This window comes from Sulfitobacter sp. CB2047, from assembly GCF_000735125.2.
In the GTDB taxonomy this organism is placed as follows: Bacteria; Pseudomonadota; Alphaproteobacteria; order Rhodobacterales; family Rhodobacteraceae; genus Sulfitobacter; species Sulfitobacter pontiacus.
The window spans coordinates 2,327,888-2,347,137 of record NZ_CP072613.1 but is presented as its reverse complement, the minus strand read 5'-3'; the positions used below and the strand labels follow the sequence as shown (position 1 = coordinate 2,347,137).

General features: G+C 61.5%; 20 protein-coding genes. 8 read left to right on the top strand and 12 right to left on the bottom strand.

All coding sequences use genetic code 11. The annotated features are described in order from the left end of the window. Nucleotides 1–190 precede the first annotated feature (190 nt). The 5 genes from IV89_RS11655 (at nucleotide 191) to IV89_RS11635 (ending at nucleotide 3,942) form a co-directional block, all read left to right on the top strand. Entirely contained in the window at nucleotides 191–1,471 is a 1,281-nt protein-coding gene (locus IV89_RS11655; RefSeq protein WP_037943828.1) for an MFS transporter, read from the top strand. A 58-nt stretch (nucleotides 1,472–1,529) separates the two neighbouring features. After that, nucleotides 1,530–1,763, top strand: coding sequence for a hypothetical protein (locus IV89_RS11650; RefSeq protein ID WP_005852428.1), 234 nt, complete (start codon nucleotides 1,530–1,532; stop codon nucleotides 1,761–1,763). Nucleotides 1,764–1,765: 2 nt separating this feature from the next. Next, on the top strand, nucleotides 1,766–2,515 hold the full coding sequence (locus IV89_RS11645; RefSeq protein ID WP_037943829.1) for an alpha/beta hydrolase: 750 nt from the start codon (nucleotides 1,766–1,768) through the stop codon (nucleotides 2,513–2,515). A gap of 36 nt (nucleotides 2,516–2,551) precedes the next feature. Further along, nucleotides 2,552–3,166 (top strand): hypothetical protein, encoded by a 615-nt coding sequence (locus IV89_RS11640; protein ID WP_037944975.1) that lies wholly within the window; start codon nucleotides 2,552–2,554, stop codon nucleotides 3,164–3,166. 65 nt (nucleotides 3,167–3,231) lie between these two features. Then, nucleotides 3,232–3,942, top strand: coding sequence for an alpha/beta fold hydrolase (locus IV89_RS11635; protein ID WP_037943831.1), 711 nt, complete (start codon nucleotides 3,232–3,234; stop codon nucleotides 3,940–3,942). A 21-nt stretch (nucleotides 3,943–3,963) separates the two neighbouring features. Here IV89_RS11635 and IV89_RS11630 read toward each other — a convergent pair whose 3' ends face one another. Together IV89_RS11630 and phaZ are read right to left on the bottom strand one after the other, a co-directional pair. Next, the gene (locus tag IV89_RS11630; protein WP_037943832.1) at nucleotides 3,964–4,554 is read right to left on the bottom strand and encodes a DUF6151 family protein; all 591 of its coding nucleotides are present in this window, start codon (nucleotides 4,552–4,554) and stop codon (nucleotides 3,964–3,966) included. Continuing rightward, the gene (phaZ, locus tag IV89_RS11625) at nucleotides 4,554–5,870 is read right to left on the bottom strand and encodes a polyhydroxyalkanoate depolymerase (RefSeq protein ID WP_037943833.1); all 1,317 of its coding nucleotides are present in this window, start codon (nucleotides 5,868–5,870) and stop codon (nucleotides 4,554–4,556) included. Before phaZ ends, IV89_RS11630 begins: the two co-directional genes overlap by 1 nt. Before the next feature lie 104 nt (nucleotides 5,871–5,974). Between phaZ and phaC the strand changes: the two genes are divergently transcribed. The 3 genes from phaC to phaR all read left to right on the top strand — a co-directional run bounded on the left by phaC (nucleotide 5,975) and on the right by phaR (nucleotide 9,075). After that, nucleotides 5,975–7,780, top strand: coding sequence for a class I poly(R)-hydroxyalkanoic acid synthase (gene phaC / locus IV89_RS11620; protein WP_037943835.1), 1,806 nt, complete (start codon nucleotides 5,975–5,977; stop codon nucleotides 7,778–7,780). A gap of 151 nt (nucleotides 7,781–7,931) precedes the next feature. After that, the gene (locus IV89_RS11615; protein ID WP_005852437.1) at nucleotides 7,932–8,375 is read left to right on the top strand and encodes a phasin family protein; all 444 of its coding nucleotides are present in this window, start codon (nucleotides 7,932–7,934) and stop codon (nucleotides 8,373–8,375) included. Nucleotides 8,376–8,508: 133 nt separating this feature from the next. Then, nucleotides 8,509–9,075, top strand: a complete 567-nt coding sequence (gene phaR, locus IV89_RS11610) for a polyhydroxyalkanoate synthesis repressor PhaR (RefSeq protein WP_005852439.1) — start codon at nucleotides 8,509–8,511, stop codon at nucleotides 9,073–9,075. Nucleotides 9,076–9,181: 106 nt separating this feature from the next. Here the strand turns inward: phaR and IV89_RS11605 are convergent, their stop codons facing one another. The 10 genes from IV89_RS11605 to IV89_RS11560 form a co-directional block, all read right to left on the bottom strand. Beyond that, on the bottom strand, nucleotides 9,182–10,360 hold the full coding sequence (locus IV89_RS11605) for an aminotransferase class I/II-fold pyridoxal phosphate-dependent enzyme (RefSeq protein WP_037943836.1): 1,179 nt from the start codon (nucleotides 10,358–10,360) through the stop codon (nucleotides 9,182–9,184). Between the two features lie 95 nt (nucleotides 10,361–10,455). Beyond that, nucleotides 10,456–11,760: an FAD-binding oxidoreductase gene (locus IV89_RS11600; RefSeq protein ID WP_037943837.1), complete on the bottom strand. Its 1,305-nt coding sequence runs from the start codon at nucleotides 11,758–11,760 to the stop codon at nucleotides 10,456–10,458. Between the two features lie 73 nt (nucleotides 11,761–11,833). Beyond that, the gene (locus tag IV89_RS11595; protein ID WP_037944976.1) at nucleotides 11,834–13,192 is read right to left on the bottom strand and encodes a glutamine synthetase family protein; all 1,359 of its coding nucleotides are present in this window, start codon (nucleotides 13,190–13,192) and stop codon (nucleotides 11,834–11,836) included. Then, nucleotides 13,192–13,872, bottom strand: coding sequence for a type 1 glutamine amidotransferase (locus tag IV89_RS11590; RefSeq protein ID WP_037943838.1), 681 nt, complete (start codon nucleotides 13,870–13,872; stop codon nucleotides 13,192–13,194). The genes IV89_RS11595 and IV89_RS11590 overlap by 1 nt, the downstream gene beginning before the upstream one ends. A gap of 13 nt (nucleotides 13,873–13,885) precedes the next feature. Then, nucleotides 13,886–15,220, bottom strand: coding sequence for a glutamine synthetase family protein (locus tag IV89_RS11585; RefSeq protein WP_005852447.1), 1,335 nt, complete (start codon nucleotides 15,218–15,220; stop codon nucleotides 13,886–13,888). 97 nt (nucleotides 15,221–15,317) lie between these two features. After that, on the bottom strand, nucleotides 15,318–16,124 hold the full coding sequence (locus IV89_RS11580) for an amino acid ABC transporter permease (protein ID WP_037943841.1): 807 nt from the start codon (nucleotides 16,122–16,124) through the stop codon (nucleotides 15,318–15,320). Next, the gene (locus IV89_RS11575; protein WP_081781238.1) at nucleotides 16,121–17,002 is read right to left on the bottom strand and encodes an ABC transporter permease subunit; all 882 of its coding nucleotides are present in this window, start codon (nucleotides 17,000–17,002) and stop codon (nucleotides 16,121–16,123) included. Before IV89_RS11575 ends, IV89_RS11580 begins: the two co-directional genes overlap by 4 nt. A 109-nt stretch (nucleotides 17,003–17,111) precedes the next feature. Further along, nucleotides 17,112–17,846: a transporter substrate-binding domain-containing protein gene (locus tag IV89_RS11570; RefSeq protein WP_005852453.1), complete on the bottom strand. Its 735-nt coding sequence runs from the start codon at nucleotides 17,844–17,846 to the stop codon at nucleotides 17,112–17,114. Nucleotides 17,847–17,882: 36 nt separating this feature from the next. Next, nucleotides 17,883–18,659: an ATP-binding cassette domain-containing protein gene (locus IV89_RS11565; RefSeq protein WP_005852455.1), complete on the bottom strand. Its 777-nt coding sequence runs from the start codon at nucleotides 18,657–18,659 to the stop codon at nucleotides 17,883–17,885. Nucleotides 18,660–18,786: 127 nt separating this feature from the next. Beyond that, entirely contained in the window at nucleotides 18,787–19,227 is a 441-nt protein-coding gene (locus IV89_RS11560; protein ID WP_037943843.1) for a TerB family tellurite resistance protein, read from the bottom strand. Between the last annotated feature and the right edge of the window lie 23 nt (nucleotides 19,228–19,250).

Below are 19,250 nucleotides of genomic sequence, written 5' to 3'. Positions count from 1 at the left end.
CGGTTTGGCGCCTACGAGACGCCCGGTTGCGGGTTATATGCGTCCGGCCTGTTTGGCGTCGGTGGTCTGGCTTGTCAATATCACGGTGGGGCGCGCGGGCGCGGCGTGTGAAATGGGGCGCTGTCCTTTCCTTGGGGGCGCGGTGCCATAGATAACATCAGATTAACGGGTAGCGACGGGACGCGAAGACATGCAGGATGATGTGGCGCAGCGGGCGTTTGAGACGCTTTCAGGGGCAGAGGGTGACGCGCAGGACCTGTCGTCCCATGCGCAAGAGGCCGAGGCCCCGAACGCCCTGCGCCATATCGCCAGCCTGACCATGACCAAAGTGGCTGACGGGCTGATTGACCCCAAGCTCATGCTGTCGTGGCTGCTGACGGCACTTGGTGCGCCTGCGGTCTATGCCGGGGCGCTGGTGCCGATCCGCGAGGCGGGGGCGCTGTTGCCGCAGATCGTGATGGCGGGCTGGGTGCAGGCGATGGCGCGGCGCAAATGGGCGTGGGTCGCGGGATCTGCGGGGCAGGGCATCTTCGCTGCGCTGATCGTGCTGGCGGCGCTCACGTTGGACGGATCAGCGGCGGGGCTGGCGATTTGCGCGGCGCTGGCGGGGTTGGCGGTCAGCCGTGCGGCCTGTTCGGTGTCGTATAAGGATATCCTTGGCAAGACCGTGGGCAAGTCGCGGCGCGGGTCGATCACGGGCACGGCGGGGTCTGTCGCCTCTGCCGGGGTGCTGGTGCTGGCGCTTTTGCTGATGTCGGGGTTGGTGCAGGATCGCGGCGTGGTGATCGCGGCGATCGCGCTGGCGGCCGGACTTTGGGGCGGCGCGGCGCTGTTGTTTTCCACGCTGGACGAGGCCAAAAGCGAGGGCGGCAAGGCGACGCCTGCCAGTTTCTCTATCCTGAAGGAGGACGCGAACCTGCGGCGGTTCATTCTGGTGCGCGGGCTGCTGGTCGCCACATCGCTTGCGCCGCCGTATTTTGTGGTGCTGGCAGGGGGCGAGGATCAATCTGCCCTTGGCCAGCTTGGCGCGCTGGTGCTCGCCTCGGCTTTGGCGTCGCTGTTAAGCTCCTACGTCTGGGGTCGGCTGTCGGATCAATCGAGCCGCCGTGTGCTGATGTTGACCGGCATTGTCGGGGCCTTGGCGATGGTCGGTGCGGTGGTGCTGGCGCTGCTTGGGATGGCGACGCAGATCTGGGCCATGCCGCTGGTGCTGTTCATTCTGATGATCGCCTATCACGGGGTGCGGCAGGGGCGGTCTACCTATCTGGTGGATATGTCGCCCAAGGACCAGCGGTCGGCCTATGCCGCCGTGTCCAACACGGTGATTGGCGGGCTGCTGTTGGTCGCGGGCGTGGCGGGGGGCGGTGCCGCGCTGATCGGGCCGGTGGCAACGCTGGTTCTATTCGCAGTCATGTCCGCAGGGGCCGCGATTGCGGCGCTTGGGCTGCGCGAAGTCGAAGCGGCGGATTGATCGTCGGGGCGGCGGGGCGTATGACTGGGGCGCGCATTTGATCCAAAGGGGTTCGCCCATGTCCAAACACAACCGCAACTTCGAGCTGACGATCAGCGATATCGACCTGATCGAGGCAGCGCTACATGTGACCAAACGCGATCTGTCGATGGATGCGCTGAATGACACCGCATCGATGCTGCCCGCCGATGCCGCCAAAGACAGCCTGCGCCGGATCGACGATCTGCTGGGCCGTCTGCACAACCAGAAAATCTTTTATCGCCCCGCCAAGGGCACCTATCTGGGGGGCTGAGGATGACGGCACCGATGTATCTGGAAACGCCTCAAGGGCGGCGGCTGGCCTATCACAAGACCGAAGGCACAGGCCCCTGCGTGGTGTTTCTGGGCGGTCTGAAATCCGACATGATGGGCACCAAGGCGGTGTTCCTTGAGGACTGGGCCAAACGCGAGGGGCGGGCGTTCTTGCGGTTCGATTATTCGGGTCACGGGGAATCTTCTGGCGCGTTCACGGAGGGCTGCATTGGCGATTGGGCCGAAGACACATTGGCTGCGGTAGAAGCATTGACCGAGGGCCCGATCCTGCCGGTGGGGTCGTCTATGGGCGGCTGGCAATCGCTGCTGCTGGTGCGCGCGCTGCCCGCGCGGATCGCGGGGCTGGTTACCATCGCCGCGGCCCCTGACTTTACCGAAGACGGCTATTGGGCCAGCTTCACCGAGGCGCAGAAAAAGACTTTGGCCGAGACGGGTCAGGTCGAACTGCCGTCCGATTATATGGAGCCTTACATTATCACGCGCCGGATGATCGAGGACGGGCGCAAGCAGCTGGTGCTGCGCGATCCGCTGCATCTGCCGTTCCCGACGCGCTTTCTGCAAGGCACCGCAGATACCGCCGTCAGCGTTGCCACAGCCGTGCGTCTGCTGGAACATGCGCAGGGGCCGGACATGCAGTTGCAACTGGTCAAGGATGCGGACCACCGCTTTTCCGACGACCGCTGCCTGAAACTGCTGATCCAAGCGGTGGAAGAGGTCTCTGCCACGACCTGAGGATAAAGGGGCTTTGCCATGCGTAAACCGGCCAGCATGTGGAGCCTTGAAACCTTTGGGCGGGTCCGGCTGTCGCGGCATTTCTTTATGCGCGATTTCATGTACTCAGAGATTTCTGGGTTTCACGGGCAGCCAAATATCCCCGACAATCCTGATCTTGCCATCGAAAACGGACGGGCCTTCTGCACGACCTTGCTGGACCCGCTAGAGGAAACCTTTGGCCGCATCGCCGTGCGGTCGGGGTATCGGTCGGCGGCGCTGAATGCCTATGGCAACCGGCACAAGCTGAATTGCGCGGCCAATGACAACCCGATCGAATGTCACATCTGGGACCGTGGCGCAGAGGCGCAGGCGATTGCCGGGGCGAGCATCGTGATCCCGTGGTTTGCCGACCAGTATGATCAGGGGCGCGACTGGCGTGATCTGGCGTGGTGGGTGCATGACCATCTGCCCTATTCCGAGATGTGGTTCTTTCCCAAGCTCGCCGCCTTCAACCTGACGTGGAGACCGCAGCCGCTGCGCAGCATCTCCAGCTATATCGCGCCGCGCGGGATGCTGTTGCGCGGCGGGAAGTCGCCGTCGGAGCCCTTGGCGCAGCGCCGTGCGCGCTATGGCGATTTTCCGCCCTTGCGTGGCATCGCCTATCCGTGATGAGGTGCGGCGCAGCAGCAGTGTCCCGAAGTGACGCGAATTTATGACTAGTGACAGGGACATACATGGCTGACCCTCTTGTTCTTCTGCCGGGCCTCATGTCTGACGCGCGGGTATTCTGGCCGCAGATCGCCGAGCTGTCGGCGAAAACCGCTGTGACTGTCGCCCCGATTACCCAAGGCGAGCGGATCGAGGAAATCGCCTCTGGTCTGCTGGACCAGTTGCCCAAGCGTTTCGCGCTGGCAGGCTTGGGGTTGGGCGGTGCTGTCGCGCTCGAGATTTTGCGCCGTGCGCCGGATCGGTTGACGCGGTTGGCGTTGATCGATGCCAGCCCGCTGGCCGAAACGCCGCAGAGTGCTGCCGCGCGCGAGATGTTGATCGTCAAGGTCAAGTCGGGGCGGCTGGCCGATGCCATGCGCGAAGAGCTGAACCCCGTCTGGCTCGCCCCCGGTCCGGACCGCGCGGCGATTTTGGAGATTGCGCTGGATATGGCCGACACGCTGGGGCCGGAAGTCTATGTGCGCCAAGCCCGCGCCTTGCAACGGGCCCGCGACCAGCAGGCGGTATTGCGCAAGTGCAAGGTGCCGACGCTGGTGATGTGTGGCGAGGTGGGCAGGCTCAACCCCGTGAAGCGCCATAGTTTCATGGCCGAACTGCTGCCCTATGCGATTTTGCGCGTGATCGAGGGGGCAGGGCATCTGCCCACGCTTGAACAGCCCGAAGCCACGACTGCCGCGATCAAGGAATGGTTGAAGATGCCCCTGACCCCTGCGTGATCGGGGCGGGGCAAGTGCGGGTTAGCGCAGCGCCTCGGTGATTGCCTTGCGCTGGTCACGCGGAACGATATGCACGGGGCGTTTGGGCGTTGCGGTGTCCGGATCGATAAAGGGGTTCACCTTCCAGCGGCCTGTCACCTTGGCCCCGGCCGCCCGCGACAGCGCCCCCCAGATCAACCGTGGCAGCCCTTCGTTCCGCAGCTTGCCCGAGGGCGTCGGGATATAGCCGGTGCCGACGATCGGCCCAAGCGGGGCAGGGTCGGACAGGGTGCGGGTCATGATGCTGGCAAAGGCGAGCTTGGGCTTGCGCAGCGTGTTGAACATCGGCGTGCCACAGCAAGAGGCATACCAGCGCAGCAGATTTGTCTCTCCGAAGGAAAACACCGACAATTTGTCGAAACCCTGATCGAAGTGGAATCTGTCGGGGGTGGTCTGGAACAGCTGGATCGCCCGTGGCGCGGGGTCGGGCTGGTCGAGGTAGACCTCGGCCGCGCGGCAATCGATGCAGTGGCATTGGGCGTGGCTGCCGCGCGCGGGTGTCACGCCGCGCAGGGCCCCTTTGACCGTGCCGCAGGCACAGGCAAAGGGCAGGTCACGCGGCGCGGCCGGCATTATGCCGTCGACTTCTGTGCGGGGATCGAGGTTTTACCCGCGCTGGCCGGGGCCGCAGGGGCCTTGGGGGCTGTCGCCTTGGCCGTGCGCTGGTTGTCGTCGATGAACTTCAGCACCAGCGGGCGGATATTCTCGCGCCAGCTTTTGCCGGCAAAGATCCCGTAGTGCCCTGCGCCGTCTTCAAGGTGGCTTGCCTTTTTGTCGTCGGGCAGGCCGGTGCAGAGGTTCAGCGCCGCGATACATTGACCGGGGGCCGAGATATCGTCCTTGGTGCCCTCGACCGTTTTGACGGCGACATCGGTGATCTTGCCGATGTCCACGGGCTGACCCTTGATTGAGAAGCTGTTGGTGCCGATCTCGTTATCCTTGAAGATCCGCTGCACGGTGGAGAGGTAGAATTCAGCGGGCATGTCCATCACGGCGAGGTATTCGTCGTAGAACTTGTTGTGTTTGTCGTGGTCGCCGGCCAGCCCCTGTGCGACACGCATGATCTGGTCGCGGAAGGCCTTGGCATGGGTTTCGGCGTTCATCGTGATAAAGGAATTCAGCTGCAGCAGACCGGGATAGACCTTGCGGCCCACGCCCTGGTGCTGGAAGCCGACCTGCTGGATCATCATCTCTTGCAGCTGGTTCATGTTCACGCGGTGACCGAAATCCGTCACCTCTGTCGGGCTGGCCGCGGTGTCGATGGGGCCGCCGATCAATGTGAGCGAGCTTGGCTGCGCCTTGGGGTCCTGTTCCGCCAGATAGGCGGTCGCGGCGAGGGTCAGCGGTGCGGGTTGGCAGACGGCAATGACATGCACGTCGGGGCCCAGATGGCGCATATAGTCAACAAGCCGCAGGGTATAATCCTCTACGTCGAACTTGCCGGCGCTGACGGGGATGTCGCGGGCGTTGTGCCAGTCGGTGATATAAAGGTCCGCGTCAGGGATCAGGCTGATGACGGTCGACCGCAGCAGCGTCGCATAGTGGCCCGACATGGGCGCGACCAGCAGGATCTTGCGCTTGGGCGCATCGCGGCCCTGTACGACGAAATGCACCAGATCGCCAAAGGCACCTTCCAGCTCTTTCTCGATCAGGACGGGATGGTCCGCACCATCAACGCCCACGGCGGGGGGGATATCCCAATCAGGTTTGACCACCATGCGCGAAAAGCTGCGTTCGGTCACTTCGCCCCATGCGGCCATCCAGTTCAGCGCAGGGTTCGGGATGGCGGCAAAAGCGGGATACGATGCCATCGCCAACGCCGTGGCACCCAGCCACTGGTTGGTGTTTCTCATCGTTTCCATTAAATCGTAAGATGCCATATACTTCATGTAAGGGGTCTCCTGTTGGGGGCCTTGTGCCCGGCATCTTGTCAGACCCTCCCCCAAAGGTCGGCGCGATGCTGCAGGTGCAAACATAGGGAGGAACGGTTAGCATGACAATAAAAACAACCAAGACCGACGCAGAGAGCTCCAAGGCACAGGAACGTATGGAGGAAAACCTGCGAAAGGTCGAAGCGCTTGGCGCGCGGCTGTCGCAGATCATGGTCGGGCGGGACACGCATCAGGCGAGTTTGGACGGCCCGAATCAAGAGCTGTTTGCAAAGGCCGCCGCGTCCTACTGGACCGAAGCCGTACAGAACCCCGCCAAGATGATCGAACAGCAGGTATCCTACTGGAGCAAATCCGTCGGCCACTTTATGGAGGCGCAGCAGGCGCTGGCCAAAGGCAAGCTGGCCGCGCCGGAAGATACCTCGCCCGAGGATCGCCGCTTTGCCAACCCGCTGTGGAAATCGCACCCCTATTTCAACTTTGTCAAACAGCAGTACCAGATCAACGCAGAGGCCTTGGGCCAAGCGGTTGATCATGTGGCCGATCTGGCCCCGCATGAAAAGAAACGGCTGCAATACTTCAGCCGCCAGATCATCGACATGATGAGCCCGACCAATTTTCTGGCCACCAACCCCGATGCGCTGGAACGCGCTGTGGCGACCGAGGGCGAAAGCCTGATCCGCGGGCTGGAGAACCTGATTGCCGATCTGGAGGCGAATAACGGCGAGCTGATCGTGCGGCTGGCCGATGAAAGCGCGTTTGAACTGGGCCGCAACATCGCCACATCCCCCGGCAAGGTCGTCTATCGCAACAATCTGTTCGAGCTGATCCAATACAGCCCCAGCACCGAAAGGGTCGATGCCACGCCGATCGTGATCTTCCCGCCCTGGATCAATAAATTCTATATCCTTGATCTCAAGGCCCAGAACAGTCTGGTGAAATGGATCGTGGATCAGGGCTATACGCTGTTTATGGTGTCATGGGTCAATCCGGACCAAAGTCATCGTGACATCGGCATGGGCGACTATATCGAGGACGGGTTCCTGACCGCGATCCGCGAGGTCAAGGAGATCACCGCGCAGGAACAGGTGCACGCCGTGGGCTATTGCATCGCGGGGACCACGCTGTCGCTGACGCTGTCCTTGATGAAGCAGCGCGGCGATACATCCGTCAAATCCGCGACATTCTTTACCGCGCTCACCGATTTCTCCGATCAGGGGGAGTTCCAGCCCTTCCTGACCGATGACTTTATCGACGGGATCGAGGCAGAGACCAAGGACAAGGGGATCCTGCCTTCGGTCATCATGGCGCGAACGTTCTCTTTCTTGCGGTCGAATGATCTGGTCTATGGGCCCGCGATCAAAAGCTACATGCTGGGCGACACGCCGCCGGCCTTTGATCTGCTCTATTGGAACGGTGACGGGGCGAACCTGCCGCAGCGCATGGCGATGGAGTATCTGCGCGGGCTTTGCCAACAGAACAAGCTGGTCGAGGGCGGCTTTGAGCTGTTGGGTCATCGTCTGAAGCTGGAGGATATCGATGTGCCGCTGATCGCCATCGGCTGCGAGACCGACCACATCGCGCCGTGGAAAGACAGCTATCGCGGCGTGCGCATGATGGGCAGCGCGGACAAGACCTTTGTGATGACCCAATCGGGCCATATCGCGGGGATCGTGAACCCGCCGAGCAAAGGCAAATACGGCCACTACACAAACGACAACCTGTCGCTGGATCACGAGGACTGGCTAGAGGGGGCAAAGTTCCACGAAGGGTCGTGGTGGCCCCGCTGGAGCGCGTGGCTCGAGAATCGCTCTGACGGGAAAGTCGATGCCCGTATTCCGGGTGAAAAGGGCCGTGATACCCTGGGCGAAGCCCCGGGGACCTATGTGGTCCGCAAGGCAAGGGGCTGATCTGATTAGTCAATTGTTTATGGGGCGGCGGGCTGAAATAGCCTGATGCTGCATTGCAGAAAAAACTTGCAATGCCGCACCGCAGCATCTATCTATGGGGTAGTCATAACGTAGCGGTAGACGCCGCTTGACCCCAGAAGGAGAGTTTACCATGACGAAGACACCAGATTTCGCCGCGATGATGAAAGACATGATGGGTGCATTCCCAGTTGACACATCCGCAATGAACGACGCGTTCAAAACAACCGCGACACTGAACGAAAAGCTGTCCGGCGTAGCGCTGAACGCTGCCGAGAAATCCGCCGAGATTTCCAGCAAATGGACAAAAGACACTCTGGCAAAAATGTCCGAGATGTCGAAAGCCAAGCAAGAGCCAGCAGATTACGCCAAAGCAATGACCGAGTTCACCTCGGCCTCTGCTGAAGTCGCGTCCGAGCATATGGCCGCTTTCGCTGAAATCGCGAAAAAGGTCCAGATGGACACAGTCGAGCTGATGATGGCTGCGGGCAAAGACATGTCCGAAGAAGCAACCGCTGCTGTGAAAAAAGCGACATCCGACGCGACAGCCGCCACAAAGAAAGCCGCTGCGAAGTAATCGCACCGGCCTTTGGTTCAGGTAAAGATTGATCAGGGCAGACTTTGCGGTCTGCCCTTTTTTGTGGCACCTATCTTTTTCATTTAAGCTGCCCTAAGCTGCAATGCAGCATGCTATTTGGGAAGGATCTACCGTGACCGAAACAGTCAAGCCCCTGCTTATCAAACGATATGCCAGCCGCCGCCTGTATAATACCGAAACCAGTGACTATGTGACGCTGGATGATATCTCGGGGTTTATCCGCGACGGGCGCGAGGTGCAGATTGTGGACCTGAAATCAGGCGACGATCTGACCCGCCAATATCTGCTGCAAATCATCGCCGAACATGAAAGCCGCGGTGAATCCGTGCTGCCCGTGGATGTGCTGAACGATCTTGTGCGCAGCTATATGTCCCCCGATGCGAGCGTTGTGCCGCAGTTCCTCAAGACATCGTTTGACATGCTGCGCGACGGTCAGGCGCGGGTGCTTGAGAACATGAACACGATCAACCCGATGGCGAAGATGCCCGGTTTCGAGGTCATGCAGGCCCAGCAAGAGGCGTTCATGAAGGCGATGACCGGCAATATGCCGACGCCTTGGAACGGCATGGGCAAGACCGACCAGCGCCCCGCCAGCGCCAAGGGCGATGACGCCGAAAGTCTGGATGCGATCAAACAACAACTGGCCGAGTTGCAGGAAAAACTCTCCAAGCTGAAGTGACGGCGCTTGGCCCCCGTTTGAACGGTTAAAGCCCACCCGCTGACGGGTGGGCTTTGGTGTGTCTGCCGGATGCCTCCGGCGGGAGTTTATCTGGCAAAATGAAGCCTCAGGCCGCGGCGGATTTCGTCACCGTCGCCAGCGCCCCGAGCAGCACATTCACAATCGCGTCGAGCTCGGCTGGTTGCAGTTGCACGGGCAGGCGCACATCGCAGGCGGTCATCAACATGGCGCGGGTGCGGGGCAGGTCGGGCAGATCCTTGATGAACTGCCAGTTCCAGAAGGCGCGCGCGTTGTCGGTGCTTTGGCCAAAGACCTGAACCTTGACGCCGGCCTTGGCGCTGGCTTCGGCAAAGGCGCGGATGGCGGCATCGTCCAGCCCGACCAGATTGAACTGTATGGAATCCGGCGCGCGGGTTTCGGGGGGCAGCGGGGCGGGGACGTCGATCTGGGGGGCGGCGTTCAGCTTGGCCGCGACATAGTCATGATTGCGCAGCCCGTCGGCCACACGGCGGGGCAGTTCGGCCAGTTGGGCCCGCACCAGCACCGCCGACAGGTTGCTCAGACGCAGGTTATAAAGCGGCAGTTTATTCTGCCAGCGCGCGCAGGCGTCCGCAATGCCGGGGTGTTTCTTCCAGTTGTGTTCATAGGCACCGGACATGATGATCGCACGGGCCACCAGATCGGCGTCGTCGGTGATCAGGATGCCGCCTTCGCCCGCGTTGACCATCTTGTAGGACTGGAAGGAAAAGCAGCCGATTTTGCCGATGGTGCCGATCTTGCGGTCGTGCCAGAGGGTGCCGAGCGAATGGGCCGCATCCTCGATCACCGGCACGTTTGCGGCATCGCACAGCTGCATGATCGCATCCATATCCGAGGTATGCCCCCGCATGTGGCTGATGATCACCGCGTCGACACCCGGCAGCTTGGCGGCGAAATCCGCCATATCGATACGGTAGTTTTCCCCGACCTCGCAGAGCACCGGCGTATAATTGGCGTGGATCACGGCAGAGGGCACGGCCGCGAAGGTAAAGCCGGGGATCAGCACCTTGGCGTTCTGCGGCAGGTCCAGCGCCAGCAGTGACAGAAACAACGCGGCAGAGCAGGACGACACCGCCAGCGCATAGCGGCTGCCCATCATCTGCGCAAACTCGGCCTCCAGCAAGGACACCGGCGCATCGGCCGCAGCGGTGTAACGAAACAGATCGCCGCTTTGCAACAGCAGCTCTATCTCGGCGCGGGCTGTGTCGGGAATGGCTTCGGCGCTGTGCATGTCGGGCAGGGTCATATTTCAATATCCTGAATGTTTGTTTTCAGAATGGTAAAACAATGCGCCTATGGGACCAAGCCTTTTCCCCGTTCCGCTTCATGAATGTTTTGTGACTATATCCCCAGGCGGTCGCGCAGGCTGAACCAGCTCATGGCGAGCGCGAGCAGCGGGCTGCGCAGCGCGCCGCCGCCGGGGAAGGTCGGCGTGGGCAGGGCGCTCATCGTATCAAAGCCGTCGCCATCGCCCTGGATCGCACGAGCCATCAGCTGCCCTGCGTGGATCGCGGTGCCGACGCCGTGGCCGGAATAGCCCGAAGCCGACAGGATGTTCGGGGCCACGCGGGCCAGAAAGGGCAGCCGTTTCATGGTGATCGCCAGCGTGCCGCCCCAAGCATAGTCGATCTTGACGTCGCGCAGCGCGGGGAAAACCTGGCCCATGGGCTTGCGCGCCTTGGCGGCGAGGTCGCTGGGGAAGCGGTAGCCATAGCTTTCGCCGCCGCCGAACAGCAGTCGCCCATCATGGCTGAGCCGGAAATAATTCACCACGAATTTGCTATCGGCCACGGCGACATCCCGGGGCAGCACGTCTTTCACGCGGTCGCCCAAGGGTTCGGTGGCGACGATAAAGTTGTTGATCGGCATGACCTTGGCCGCGACCTTGCGGTTCAGCCCGCCCAGATAGCCGTTGCAGGCCAGGATCACATGGTCCGCCGTCACCCGCCCGCCGTCGGTCTGCACAGTGGCGGGGCTGCCTTCGGTGATCTGATGCACGGCGCTGCGTTCATAGATCTCGACCCCTGCCGCCTGCGCCGCCCGTGCCAGCCCGAGGGCGAGGTTGAGCGGATGCAGATGCGCGGCCCCCATATCCAGAATACCGCCGCGATAGGCGGGCGATGCACAGACGTTGCGCAGCGCGTCGCGGTCCAACACCTCTATCAGCTCGTAGCCATAGCGGTCTTGCAAGAAACCGGCATAAGCGTGCAGATGCTCTACGTCACCGGCAGAACTGGCGGTCCAGGCGACGCCGGGCTTGAGGTGGCAATCGATGTCATGGGTCTTGATCAGGCTTTTGACAAGCGCTTTGGCGTCCTCGCCCAGATCCCATAGGCGCGTTGCGGCATCGCGTCCGACCATCTTTTCCAGCGCGTCCTGTTCGACGCGCTGACCGCTCCCCAATTGCCCGCCATTGCGCCCCGAGGCCCCAAAGCCCACGCGCTGCGCCTCGACCAGCACGACGCGGCGACCGGCCTGTGCCAGATGCAGCGCAGCCGACAGGCCGGTATAGCCGCCCCCGACAACGCAGACATCCGCGCGCTGATCGGCCTTGAGCGTGGGGTAGGCATCGGTCGGGGTTGCGGTCGCGGCGTACCAGCTGTCTGGATAGCGCCCCGGCGCATCGTTTGCGTATAGCAGGTTCATTGCAGATCGGCCCCCTTGGCCGCTTCCAAATGGTCTTAAATCCTCGCCGAAGGCTCCCGCGGGTGCGGCGGGCCTAGACGTTCATCAACAGGTGCTCGCGTTCCCAGGGGGAAATCACATGCAGGAACTCTTCGTATTCCGCGCGTTTGACGATGGCGTAGACGCGGGCGAACTCGGGGCCCAACACCTCGTGCAGGGTCGTGGCCTCTTCAAACAGATCCAGCGCGGATCCCAGCACCTGCGGGATATCCCCGTCGCCGTCATAGGCGTCGCCCTTGAATTCGGCTTTGGGCTTTTTCTGTTCCATCAGGCCCAGATAGCCGCAGGCGAGCGAGGCGGCGATGCCGAGGTAGGGGTTGCAGTCCATCCCGGCGAGGCGGTTCTCGACCCGGCGCGACGCGGGGCCGGACAGGGGCACGCGGATGCCCGTGGTGCGGTTGTCGCGGCCCCATTCCAGATTGATCGGCGCGGCATGGTCTTTGACGTAGCGCCGGTAGCTGTTCACATAGGGCGCAATGACGGCCAGCGCGTCGGGCATGTGGTTCTGCATGCCGGCGATAAAGTGGTAAAACGCGTCCGTCTCGCCCCCTTGCGGGCCAGAGAAGATGTTCTTGCCCGTCGTGGCATCCAGCACCGAATGGTGGATATGCATGGCGCTGCCGGGTTCGTTGGCGATGGGTTTCGCCATGAAGGTGGCATAGCAATCGTGGCGCAGGGCGGCTTCGCGGATCAGACGTTTGAAATAGAATACCTCGTCGGCCAGCCGCACGGGGTCACCGTGGATCAGGTTGATCTCGAGCTGGCCCGCGCCGCCTTCCTGGGTGATACCGTCAATCTCGAACCCTTGCGCTTCGGCAAAGTCGTAGATGTCGTCGATCACGGGGCCGAATTCATCGACGGCGGTCATGGAATAGGCCTGACGCGCGGCAGCAGGGCGGCCTGAGCGGCCCATCATCGGTTTGATCTCATGCGCGGGGTCGAGGTTGCGCGCGACCAGAAAGAATTCCATTTCGGGGGCGACAACCGGCTCCCACCCTTGTGCGCGATAAAGATCGACAACGCGTTTGAGCACATTGCGCGGCGAATATTCGACCGGATTGCCGTCGCGGTCAAAGGCGTCGTGGATCACTTGCAATGTCCAGTCGCCGGTCCAGGGGGCGGCGGTCGCGGTCGAGATATCGGGCCGCAGGATCATGTCTTTTTCGATGAACCCGTCGGCACCGGCGGCGTCGCCCCATTCACCGGTGATGGTCTGGTAGAAGATGCTATCGGGCAGGTGGAAATATTCCTGCCGTGCGAATTTTGTGGCGGGCACCGCTTTGCCGCGTGCGATGCCGGGGAGGTCGGGGATGATACATTCAACTTCGTCGAGCCGCTTGCCCTCCAGATATTCGCGTGCTGCGGGGGGAAGCTCTTCAAGCCAGTCGGACATCATAATCTCTCTTTCTTGAGGAAATCTGCAATATGGTCGGCGATTTTTGCATTGTCGGTGGGGGCGTCCAGCAGGGCGGAGGCCGCCTGAAGCTGGTGATCGGGCACCACGCCCTTGCCGCGGGTGCGGATCAGCCCGTCGATAAAGTCTTGGGTGAATTCGGGGTGGGGCTGGATGGTCCAGATGTGATCATCATACAGCAGGGCCGCATTGGCGCAGAAGTCGGAAGCGCCGACCACCTTGGCCCCGTCGGGCAGTTTTGTGACCTGATCCTGATGCCAGGCGTTCAGGGCCAGGGTCTCTCCGTCGATGGTGTATTCGGTGCGGCCCACGGACCAGCCGCCGGCGAATTTCTCGACCTTGCCGCCAAGCGCCTGTGCAATGATCTGGTGGCCAAAGCAGATGCCGACCAGCGGGCGGCCTGCTTCGCGGATGGCGCGGATCAGCTGCTCCAGCGGGGGGATCCAGTCGTGATCCTCGTAGGCACCGTGTTTCGATCCGGTGATCAGCCAGCCGTCCGCATCCACCGCCGAGGCGGGGAAGTCGCCATCGACCACGGACCAGATCTGGAAGTCGAACCCGTGCCCGCCCAGCAATTTGACGAACATGTCGCCATAATCGCCAAGCGCGTCTTTCATATTGTCGGGGGAGTGGCCGGTTTGAAGGATACCGATTTTCATGGGGGGCATCTGATTACACCGTGTCCAGATAGATTTCGACCTGCTCTTGCGGGGTCAGCTCCTGCATATAATGCAGCTCTTGCCGTTTGGTGAGGATAAAGTTGCGCACCATTTCGGGGGCAAAGATACGCTTTACCTCGGCGGAGTTTTCAAAGGCGTCGATCGCGGATTTCCAGTCGCCGGGGATTTGCGGCAGGTCGGCGGCATAGGCGTTGCCGGTGATGGGGGCGGGGGGCTCTGCCCCGTCCTCTATGCCGTTCATCGCAGCACCCAGCACGGCGGCCAGCATGAGATAGGGGTTCACGTCGCCGCCCGACACACGGTGCTCAATCCGCCGCGCCTTGTGGCTGCCAGACGGGATACGGATGGAGGAGGTGCGGTTCTCGTAGGCCCAAGAGATCCCTGTGGGGGCGTGGGCACCGGGCACCATACGGTCAAAGCTGTTGGCATGGGGCGCAAAGACCAGCGCGCAGCCGGCCATGGCGTTCATACAACCCGCCACCGCGTGACGCATGATCGCCGTGCCTTGGGGGCCGCCGTCGTCAAAGACGTTGTTACCGTTCTTGTCGAGCACCGAGAAATGCGTGTGCAGGCCCGACCCGGGGTAATCCTCGTAGGGTTTCGCCATAAAGCTTGCGGCAAAGCCGTGGCGGCGGGCGAGGCCCTTGACCAGCATCTTGAACAGCCAGGCATCATCGGCGGCGCGCAGGGCGTCGTCGCAATGCATGAGGTTGATCTCGAACTGGCCCAGACCCGCTTCGGAAATGGCGGTATCGGCGGGGATGTCCATCTCTTCGCAGGCGTCATAAAGATCGGTGAAGAATTCATCGAACTGGTCCAGCGCGCGGATCGACAGGGTTTCGGCGGCCTTGCGGCGTTTGCCCGACCGTGGCGACAGCGGCACCTGCAGTTTGCGGCCCGAATCGTCGATCAGGAAGAACTCGAGCTCGACCGCGCAGACCGGCGTCAGCCCGCGATCCTTGTAGCGTTCGACCACCGCGCGCAGGGCATGGCGCGGGTCACCGCCATAGGGGCGCCCGTCCTCGTGGAACATCCAGATCGGCAGCAGGGCCGAGGGCGCATCAAGCCAGGGCATCGGCAGAAAGCCGCGTTCGGTCGGGTGCAGGATGCCATCGGCATCGCCGCTTTCAAACACCAGCGGGCTGTCGTCGATGTCTTCGCCCCAGATATCGAGGTTCAGCACCGACATGGGAAAGCGCGTGCCGTCCTCTACCACCTTGTCGGCAAAACGCGTGGGGATGCGCTTGCCGCGGGCCTGACCATTGAGGTCGGCGGCGGCCACACGGATTGTGCGGACCTGAGGATGTTTGCGGAGCCAGTTTTTCATATCACACCTTGCAAGCGGCGGGCATGAACGGCGTTCTTACAACGTGAAAACCGGGGGTAGCGCCCACGCGCTAAATAATTTGATCAAAAAACAGATACTACCGGATCAGATTTAGACGCAAGCGAATTTTCCGCACCGCAGCCTGAGGCACATGGCGGTTCAAACGGCGGTTGATCAGCCCGAAGATGGCAATGATCACCAGCGTCAGCAAAATGAAGTAGCCCGCCAAAATCGGGTAGGGGATAAACGGGTTAAACGTCTTGTCCGCGAAATAGCTGGCGTAATACAGTGCGTCCCCGCGTTGTTGCAGCGCCGGAAAACCGGTGAAAAACACCAGCGTTGTCGCATGAAACAGGAAGATCGCCTCGTTTGTATAGGCGGGCCATGCCAGCCGCAGCATGGTGGGCCAGACGATGCGCTTGAACCGCGACCAGCCGGAAATGCCGTAGGCATCGGCGGCTTCGGTGTCGCCCTTGGGGATGGATTGCAGCGCGCCATAGAAGATCTCGGCCGAGTAGGCAGAGGTGTTGAAGAATAGAACAATCAGCGCCCCAAGCCACGCAGAGGTGAACATATCAAAGAACGGGTGCACAGATTTTAGGCTAAGGAACAGGAAATAGCCAAAGAAGAACTGGATGAACAAGGGCGAGCCGCGGAACAGGAAGATAAACCATTCGGCCGGTTTGCGTAGCCAAGGGCTGGGGTGGGCCTTGGCCACGGCCAGCGCGGTCGCCAGCAGGAAGCCGCTGACCAGCGCGAAAAAACCGTAGTAGATGTTCCAGATCATGCCCGACCCGATCAGGGTGAACTGGTCACATAGCGTAAAGTCGCTGCGCGGCAGCAGCCGTTCGCCATAGCCAAGCGAGCGCAGCCCGTAGGATTGGATGGTTTCCCAACAGGTCATGCCGCTGCCTTTCGCTGTGCTTCGCCGCCGGCGGTGGCCTGACCCTTGGTCAGACGGCGCATCAGCCGGTCGAGCACGATTTCAGACACACGGGTAAAGCAGAGGTAGAACACCAGCAGCGCCAGAAAATACCACATGCGCCAGTCGGGGTGGGGGTAATCGGTAAAGCGCGGGGTCTTGGCTCCGCCCAGATCACGCGCCCAATAGACGATGTCCTCGACGCCCAGCAGGAACAACAGTGGGGTGGCCTTGATCAGCACCATCCACAGGTTTCCCAGACCGGGCAGCGCATAGACCCACATCTGCGGCACAAGGATACGCCAGAAGGTCTGGCGCGGGGTCATGCCGTACGCCTCGCCGGTCTCGATCTGGGCGCGGGGCACAGCGCGCATCGCGCCATAAAGCACATTGGCGGCAAAGGCCCCGAAAACGATGGCAAAGGTCAGCACCGCAAGCGAAAAGCCATAGGCCTCGTGGACCCATTGGGCAGAGTTGCCAAGCGGCATCTTGGCGGCCTGACAGACGATAAAGTCGCTGCCCTGACGGATCGGCTGATCCCAGTCGGGGCATTTCACCTTGTGGCGCAGGTATTCGATGCCCTGATCCAGCGCGATGACGAAGAACAGGAAGAAGGCGATGTCGGGCACACCGCGCACAATGGCGATATAGGCGCGGCCCAGCCATGACAGCGGCGCAAAGGGCGACCGCGCGGCCATCGCACCGCCAAAGCCAAAGGCAAGTGCGGCGGGGGCGGTGATGGCGAGCAGCAGCAAGACGGTGCCGAATGCACCATAAAAGGCCAAATGCTTGCCCGTGGTCAGGTAGCACGTCAGCCATGACAGGCCGGAAAGCGTTTCTGGGTCGGTGCAGGCAAAAATGGCGGAATGTCCCGGTGGTATGCGCCCTTTGGCGGGCGTCTGGATTTGGGTCTTTAATCAGATCGGCAGGCAGAGAAAAGGGGCGGCATCTGCGCCGCCCCGATCATGATCAGAATGTATTGGCGTCTTCGCCGAACCATTTGATGATCAGCTTGTTCAGGCTGCCATCGTCCTTCATGGACTGGATCGCGGCGTCGAATTTCGCTTTCAACTCTGTGTCGCTTTCGCGCAGGCCAAGGCCGATGCCGCCGCCCAGTGGCACGTCATCACCGACAAAGACCATCTCGCCGCCGGATTCCTCGACCGTGGGGACCAGCGCGTCCTTGTCGGCGAAAACCGCATCCGCTTCGCCATTGTTCACGGCTGCGACGGTTTCATCATAGGTGGCGAATTCCAGCAGGGTGGCACCGGATTCAGCCACGTGACCGGCTTGGATCGTGCTGGTCTGTGCTGCAACAACACCGCCCATCACATCGGCATCCGCCGATTTCGCCGCATAGGCGGAAGCCGCGGGCGGGAAGTAGTTCTGTGTGAAATCAATCACTTCTTCACGCTCGTCGGTGATGCTCATACCGGCGATGATGGTGTCGTAGTTGCCCGATGTGAGGTTCGGGATGATGCTGTCCCATTCGTTGGTGACCCATTCGCAGGTCAGCTCGGCACGGGCGCATAGCTCGTCACCGACTTCGCGCTCAAAGCCGTCTACTTCGCCCGCGTCATTCAGGAAGTTATAGGGAGGGTAGGCCCCTTCGGTCCCCATGCGGATGGTCTTGCCGTGGGCGTCTGCCATGGCAAAACCGGTGCTGAGCGCCAGTGCGGCGGTTGCAAGAACGAGTGTTTTCATTTTTGAAGTCTCCCAGTTTATTGTTTTTAGGTGGTTTTACTCTGCGTGAGTGGCCGAGAGGAACCCGCGCAGACGTTCTGATTTAGGGGCGCCGAACAGGTCTTCGGGGGCCCCTTGTTCTTCGATCAAACCCTGATGCAGGAACACGACGTGATCCGAGACATCGGCCGCCAGTTTCATATCATGGGTTACGATCATCATGGTCCGCCCTTCGGCGGCCAGATCCTTGATGACTTTGACGACCTCTTGCTCAAGCTCGGGGTCCAGCGCCGAGGTCGGTTCGTCGAATAGCAATGCTTCGGGCTCCATACACAGCCCGCGTGCGATGGCGGCGCGCTGTTGCTGGCCGCCCGACAGTTGCGCCGGAAAGACATCGCATTTGTCGCCAATGCCCACCTTGTCGAGATAGGCCCGCGCGGCGGCCTCAACCTCGGCGCGGTCGCGGCGCAGGACGGTCAGCGGGGCCTCCATCACGTTTTGCAGGATCGTCATATGGGACCACAGGTTGAACTGCTGGAACACCATCGACAAATTTGTGCGGATGCGCAGCACCTGTTTTGGATCGGCAGGGCGGCGGTGGTGGCCGGTGCCTTTCCAGGTGACTGCCTCGCCGTTGAAGCGCAGATCGCCCTCTTGGCTGTCTTCCAGCAGGTTGCAGCAGCGCAGCAGCGTCGATTTGCCGGAGCCGGACGACCCGATCAGCGAGATGACGTGCCCGCGCGGGGCCTTGACCGACACCCCCTTGAGCACCTCCAGAGGGCCATAAGCCTTGTGAAGATTGTTGATCTCAATAACGGGGGGCTGATCTGTCACTGTGCTGCCTTATTGTGCGTTCCGCAGCAAGTTAAGGTGATTTCAAGGGGGATTTGCAATCCAGAACTTGGGTTTTGCCCAATAATTCAACGGTTGACCCCGCGTAAATTCACCGCCTGCGCGTAAACTAGTCTTTGTCTTCAATCTGCTTGCGCACGATGGCGCTGTCGGTGTCTGTGACCCCCAGCAGGTTGGTCACCAAACGCAGCAATGCGTTTTCCTCGTCAGAGCGGCTGCCATCGGCCAGCACGACCTCCCACAGGGCTTTGATCACGGCAAGGCGGTCGTCATAGGGAACGGCATCCTTGATCGCGCGGGTAAAGCGGACGGTATCGGGGGCTTCGGCTTCCAGCGCTTCGGCGTCTGCCCGCAGGGAGGCGGTGCCATCTGCGTCCAGCGCATAGCGTTTCGCGATGATCTGGTCGATGCGCGCGCGCTCGGACGGGGCGTATTCATTATCCGACTTGGCGATGCGCACCAAAAGCGCGGTCAGCGCAAGGCGGGCATCCCCATCGGGAAGCTGGGCGGGATCAGGCTGGGTCAGCCGTTTGATGAATTCTGCGAACATGGGCGTGATATAGAGCGGTTGCG

Excerpts from the sequence above, each read along its gene's own strand:
- IV89_RS11655 (WP_037943828.1), top strand. The coding sequence starts at position 191 with ATGCAGGATGATGTGGCGCAGCGGGCGTTTGAGACGCTTTCAGGGGCA.
- IV89_RS11650 (WP_005852428.1), top strand. The coding sequence starts at position 1,530 with ATGTCCAAACACAACCGCAACTTCGAGCTGACGATCAGCGATATCGAC.
- IV89_RS11645 (WP_037943829.1), top strand. The coding sequence starts at position 1,766 with ATGACGGCACCGATGTATCTGGAAACGCCTCAAGGGCGGCGGCTGGCC.
- IV89_RS11640 (WP_037944975.1), top strand. The coding sequence starts at position 2,552 with ATGTGGAGCCTTGAAACCTTTGGGCGGGTCCGGCTGTCGCGGCATTTC.
- IV89_RS11635 (WP_037943831.1), top strand. The coding sequence starts at position 3,232 with ATGGCTGACCCTCTTGTTCTTCTGCCGGGCCTCATGTCTGACGCGCGG.
- IV89_RS11630 (WP_037943832.1), bottom strand. The coding sequence starts at position 4,554 with ATGCCGGCCGCGCCGCGTGACCTGCCCTTTGCCTGTGCCTGCGGCACG.
- phaZ (WP_037943833.1), bottom strand. The coding sequence starts at position 5,870 with ATGAAGTATATGGCATCTTACGATTTAATGGAAACGATGAGAAACACC.
- phaC (WP_037943835.1), top strand. The coding sequence starts at position 5,975 with ATGACAATAAAAACAACCAAGACCGACGCAGAGAGCTCCAAGGCACAG.
- IV89_RS11615 (WP_005852437.1), top strand. The coding sequence starts at position 7,932 with ATGACGAAGACACCAGATTTCGCCGCGATGATGAAAGACATGATGGGT.
- IV89_RS11605 (WP_037943836.1), bottom strand. The coding sequence starts at position 10,360 with ATGACCCTGCCCGACATGCACAGCGCCGAAGCCATTCCCGACACAGCC.
- IV89_RS11600 (WP_037943837.1), bottom strand. The coding sequence starts at position 11,760 with ATGAACCTGCTATACGCAAACGATGCGCCGGGGCGCTATCCAGACAGC.
- IV89_RS11595 (WP_037944976.1), bottom strand. The coding sequence starts at position 13,192 with ATGTCCGACTGGCTTGAAGAGCTTCCCCCCGCAGCACGCGAATATCTG.
- IV89_RS11590 (WP_037943838.1), bottom strand. The coding sequence starts at position 13,872 with ATGAAAATCGGTATCCTTCAAACCGGCCACTCCCCCGACAATATGAAA.
- IV89_RS11585 (WP_005852447.1), bottom strand. The coding sequence starts at position 15,220 with ATGAAAAACTGGCTCCGCAAACATCCTCAGGTCCGCACAATCCGTGTG.
- IV89_RS11580 (WP_037943841.1), bottom strand. The coding sequence starts at position 16,124 with ATGACCTGTTGGGAAACCATCCAATCCTACGGGCTGCGCTCGCTTGGC.
- IV89_RS11570 (WP_005852453.1), bottom strand. The coding sequence starts at position 17,846 with ATGAAAACACTCGTTCTTGCAACCGCCGCACTGGCGCTCAGCACCGGT.
- IV89_RS11560 (WP_037943843.1), bottom strand. The coding sequence starts at position 19,227 with ATGTTCGCAGAATTCATCAAACGGCTGACCCAGCCTGATCCCGCCCAG.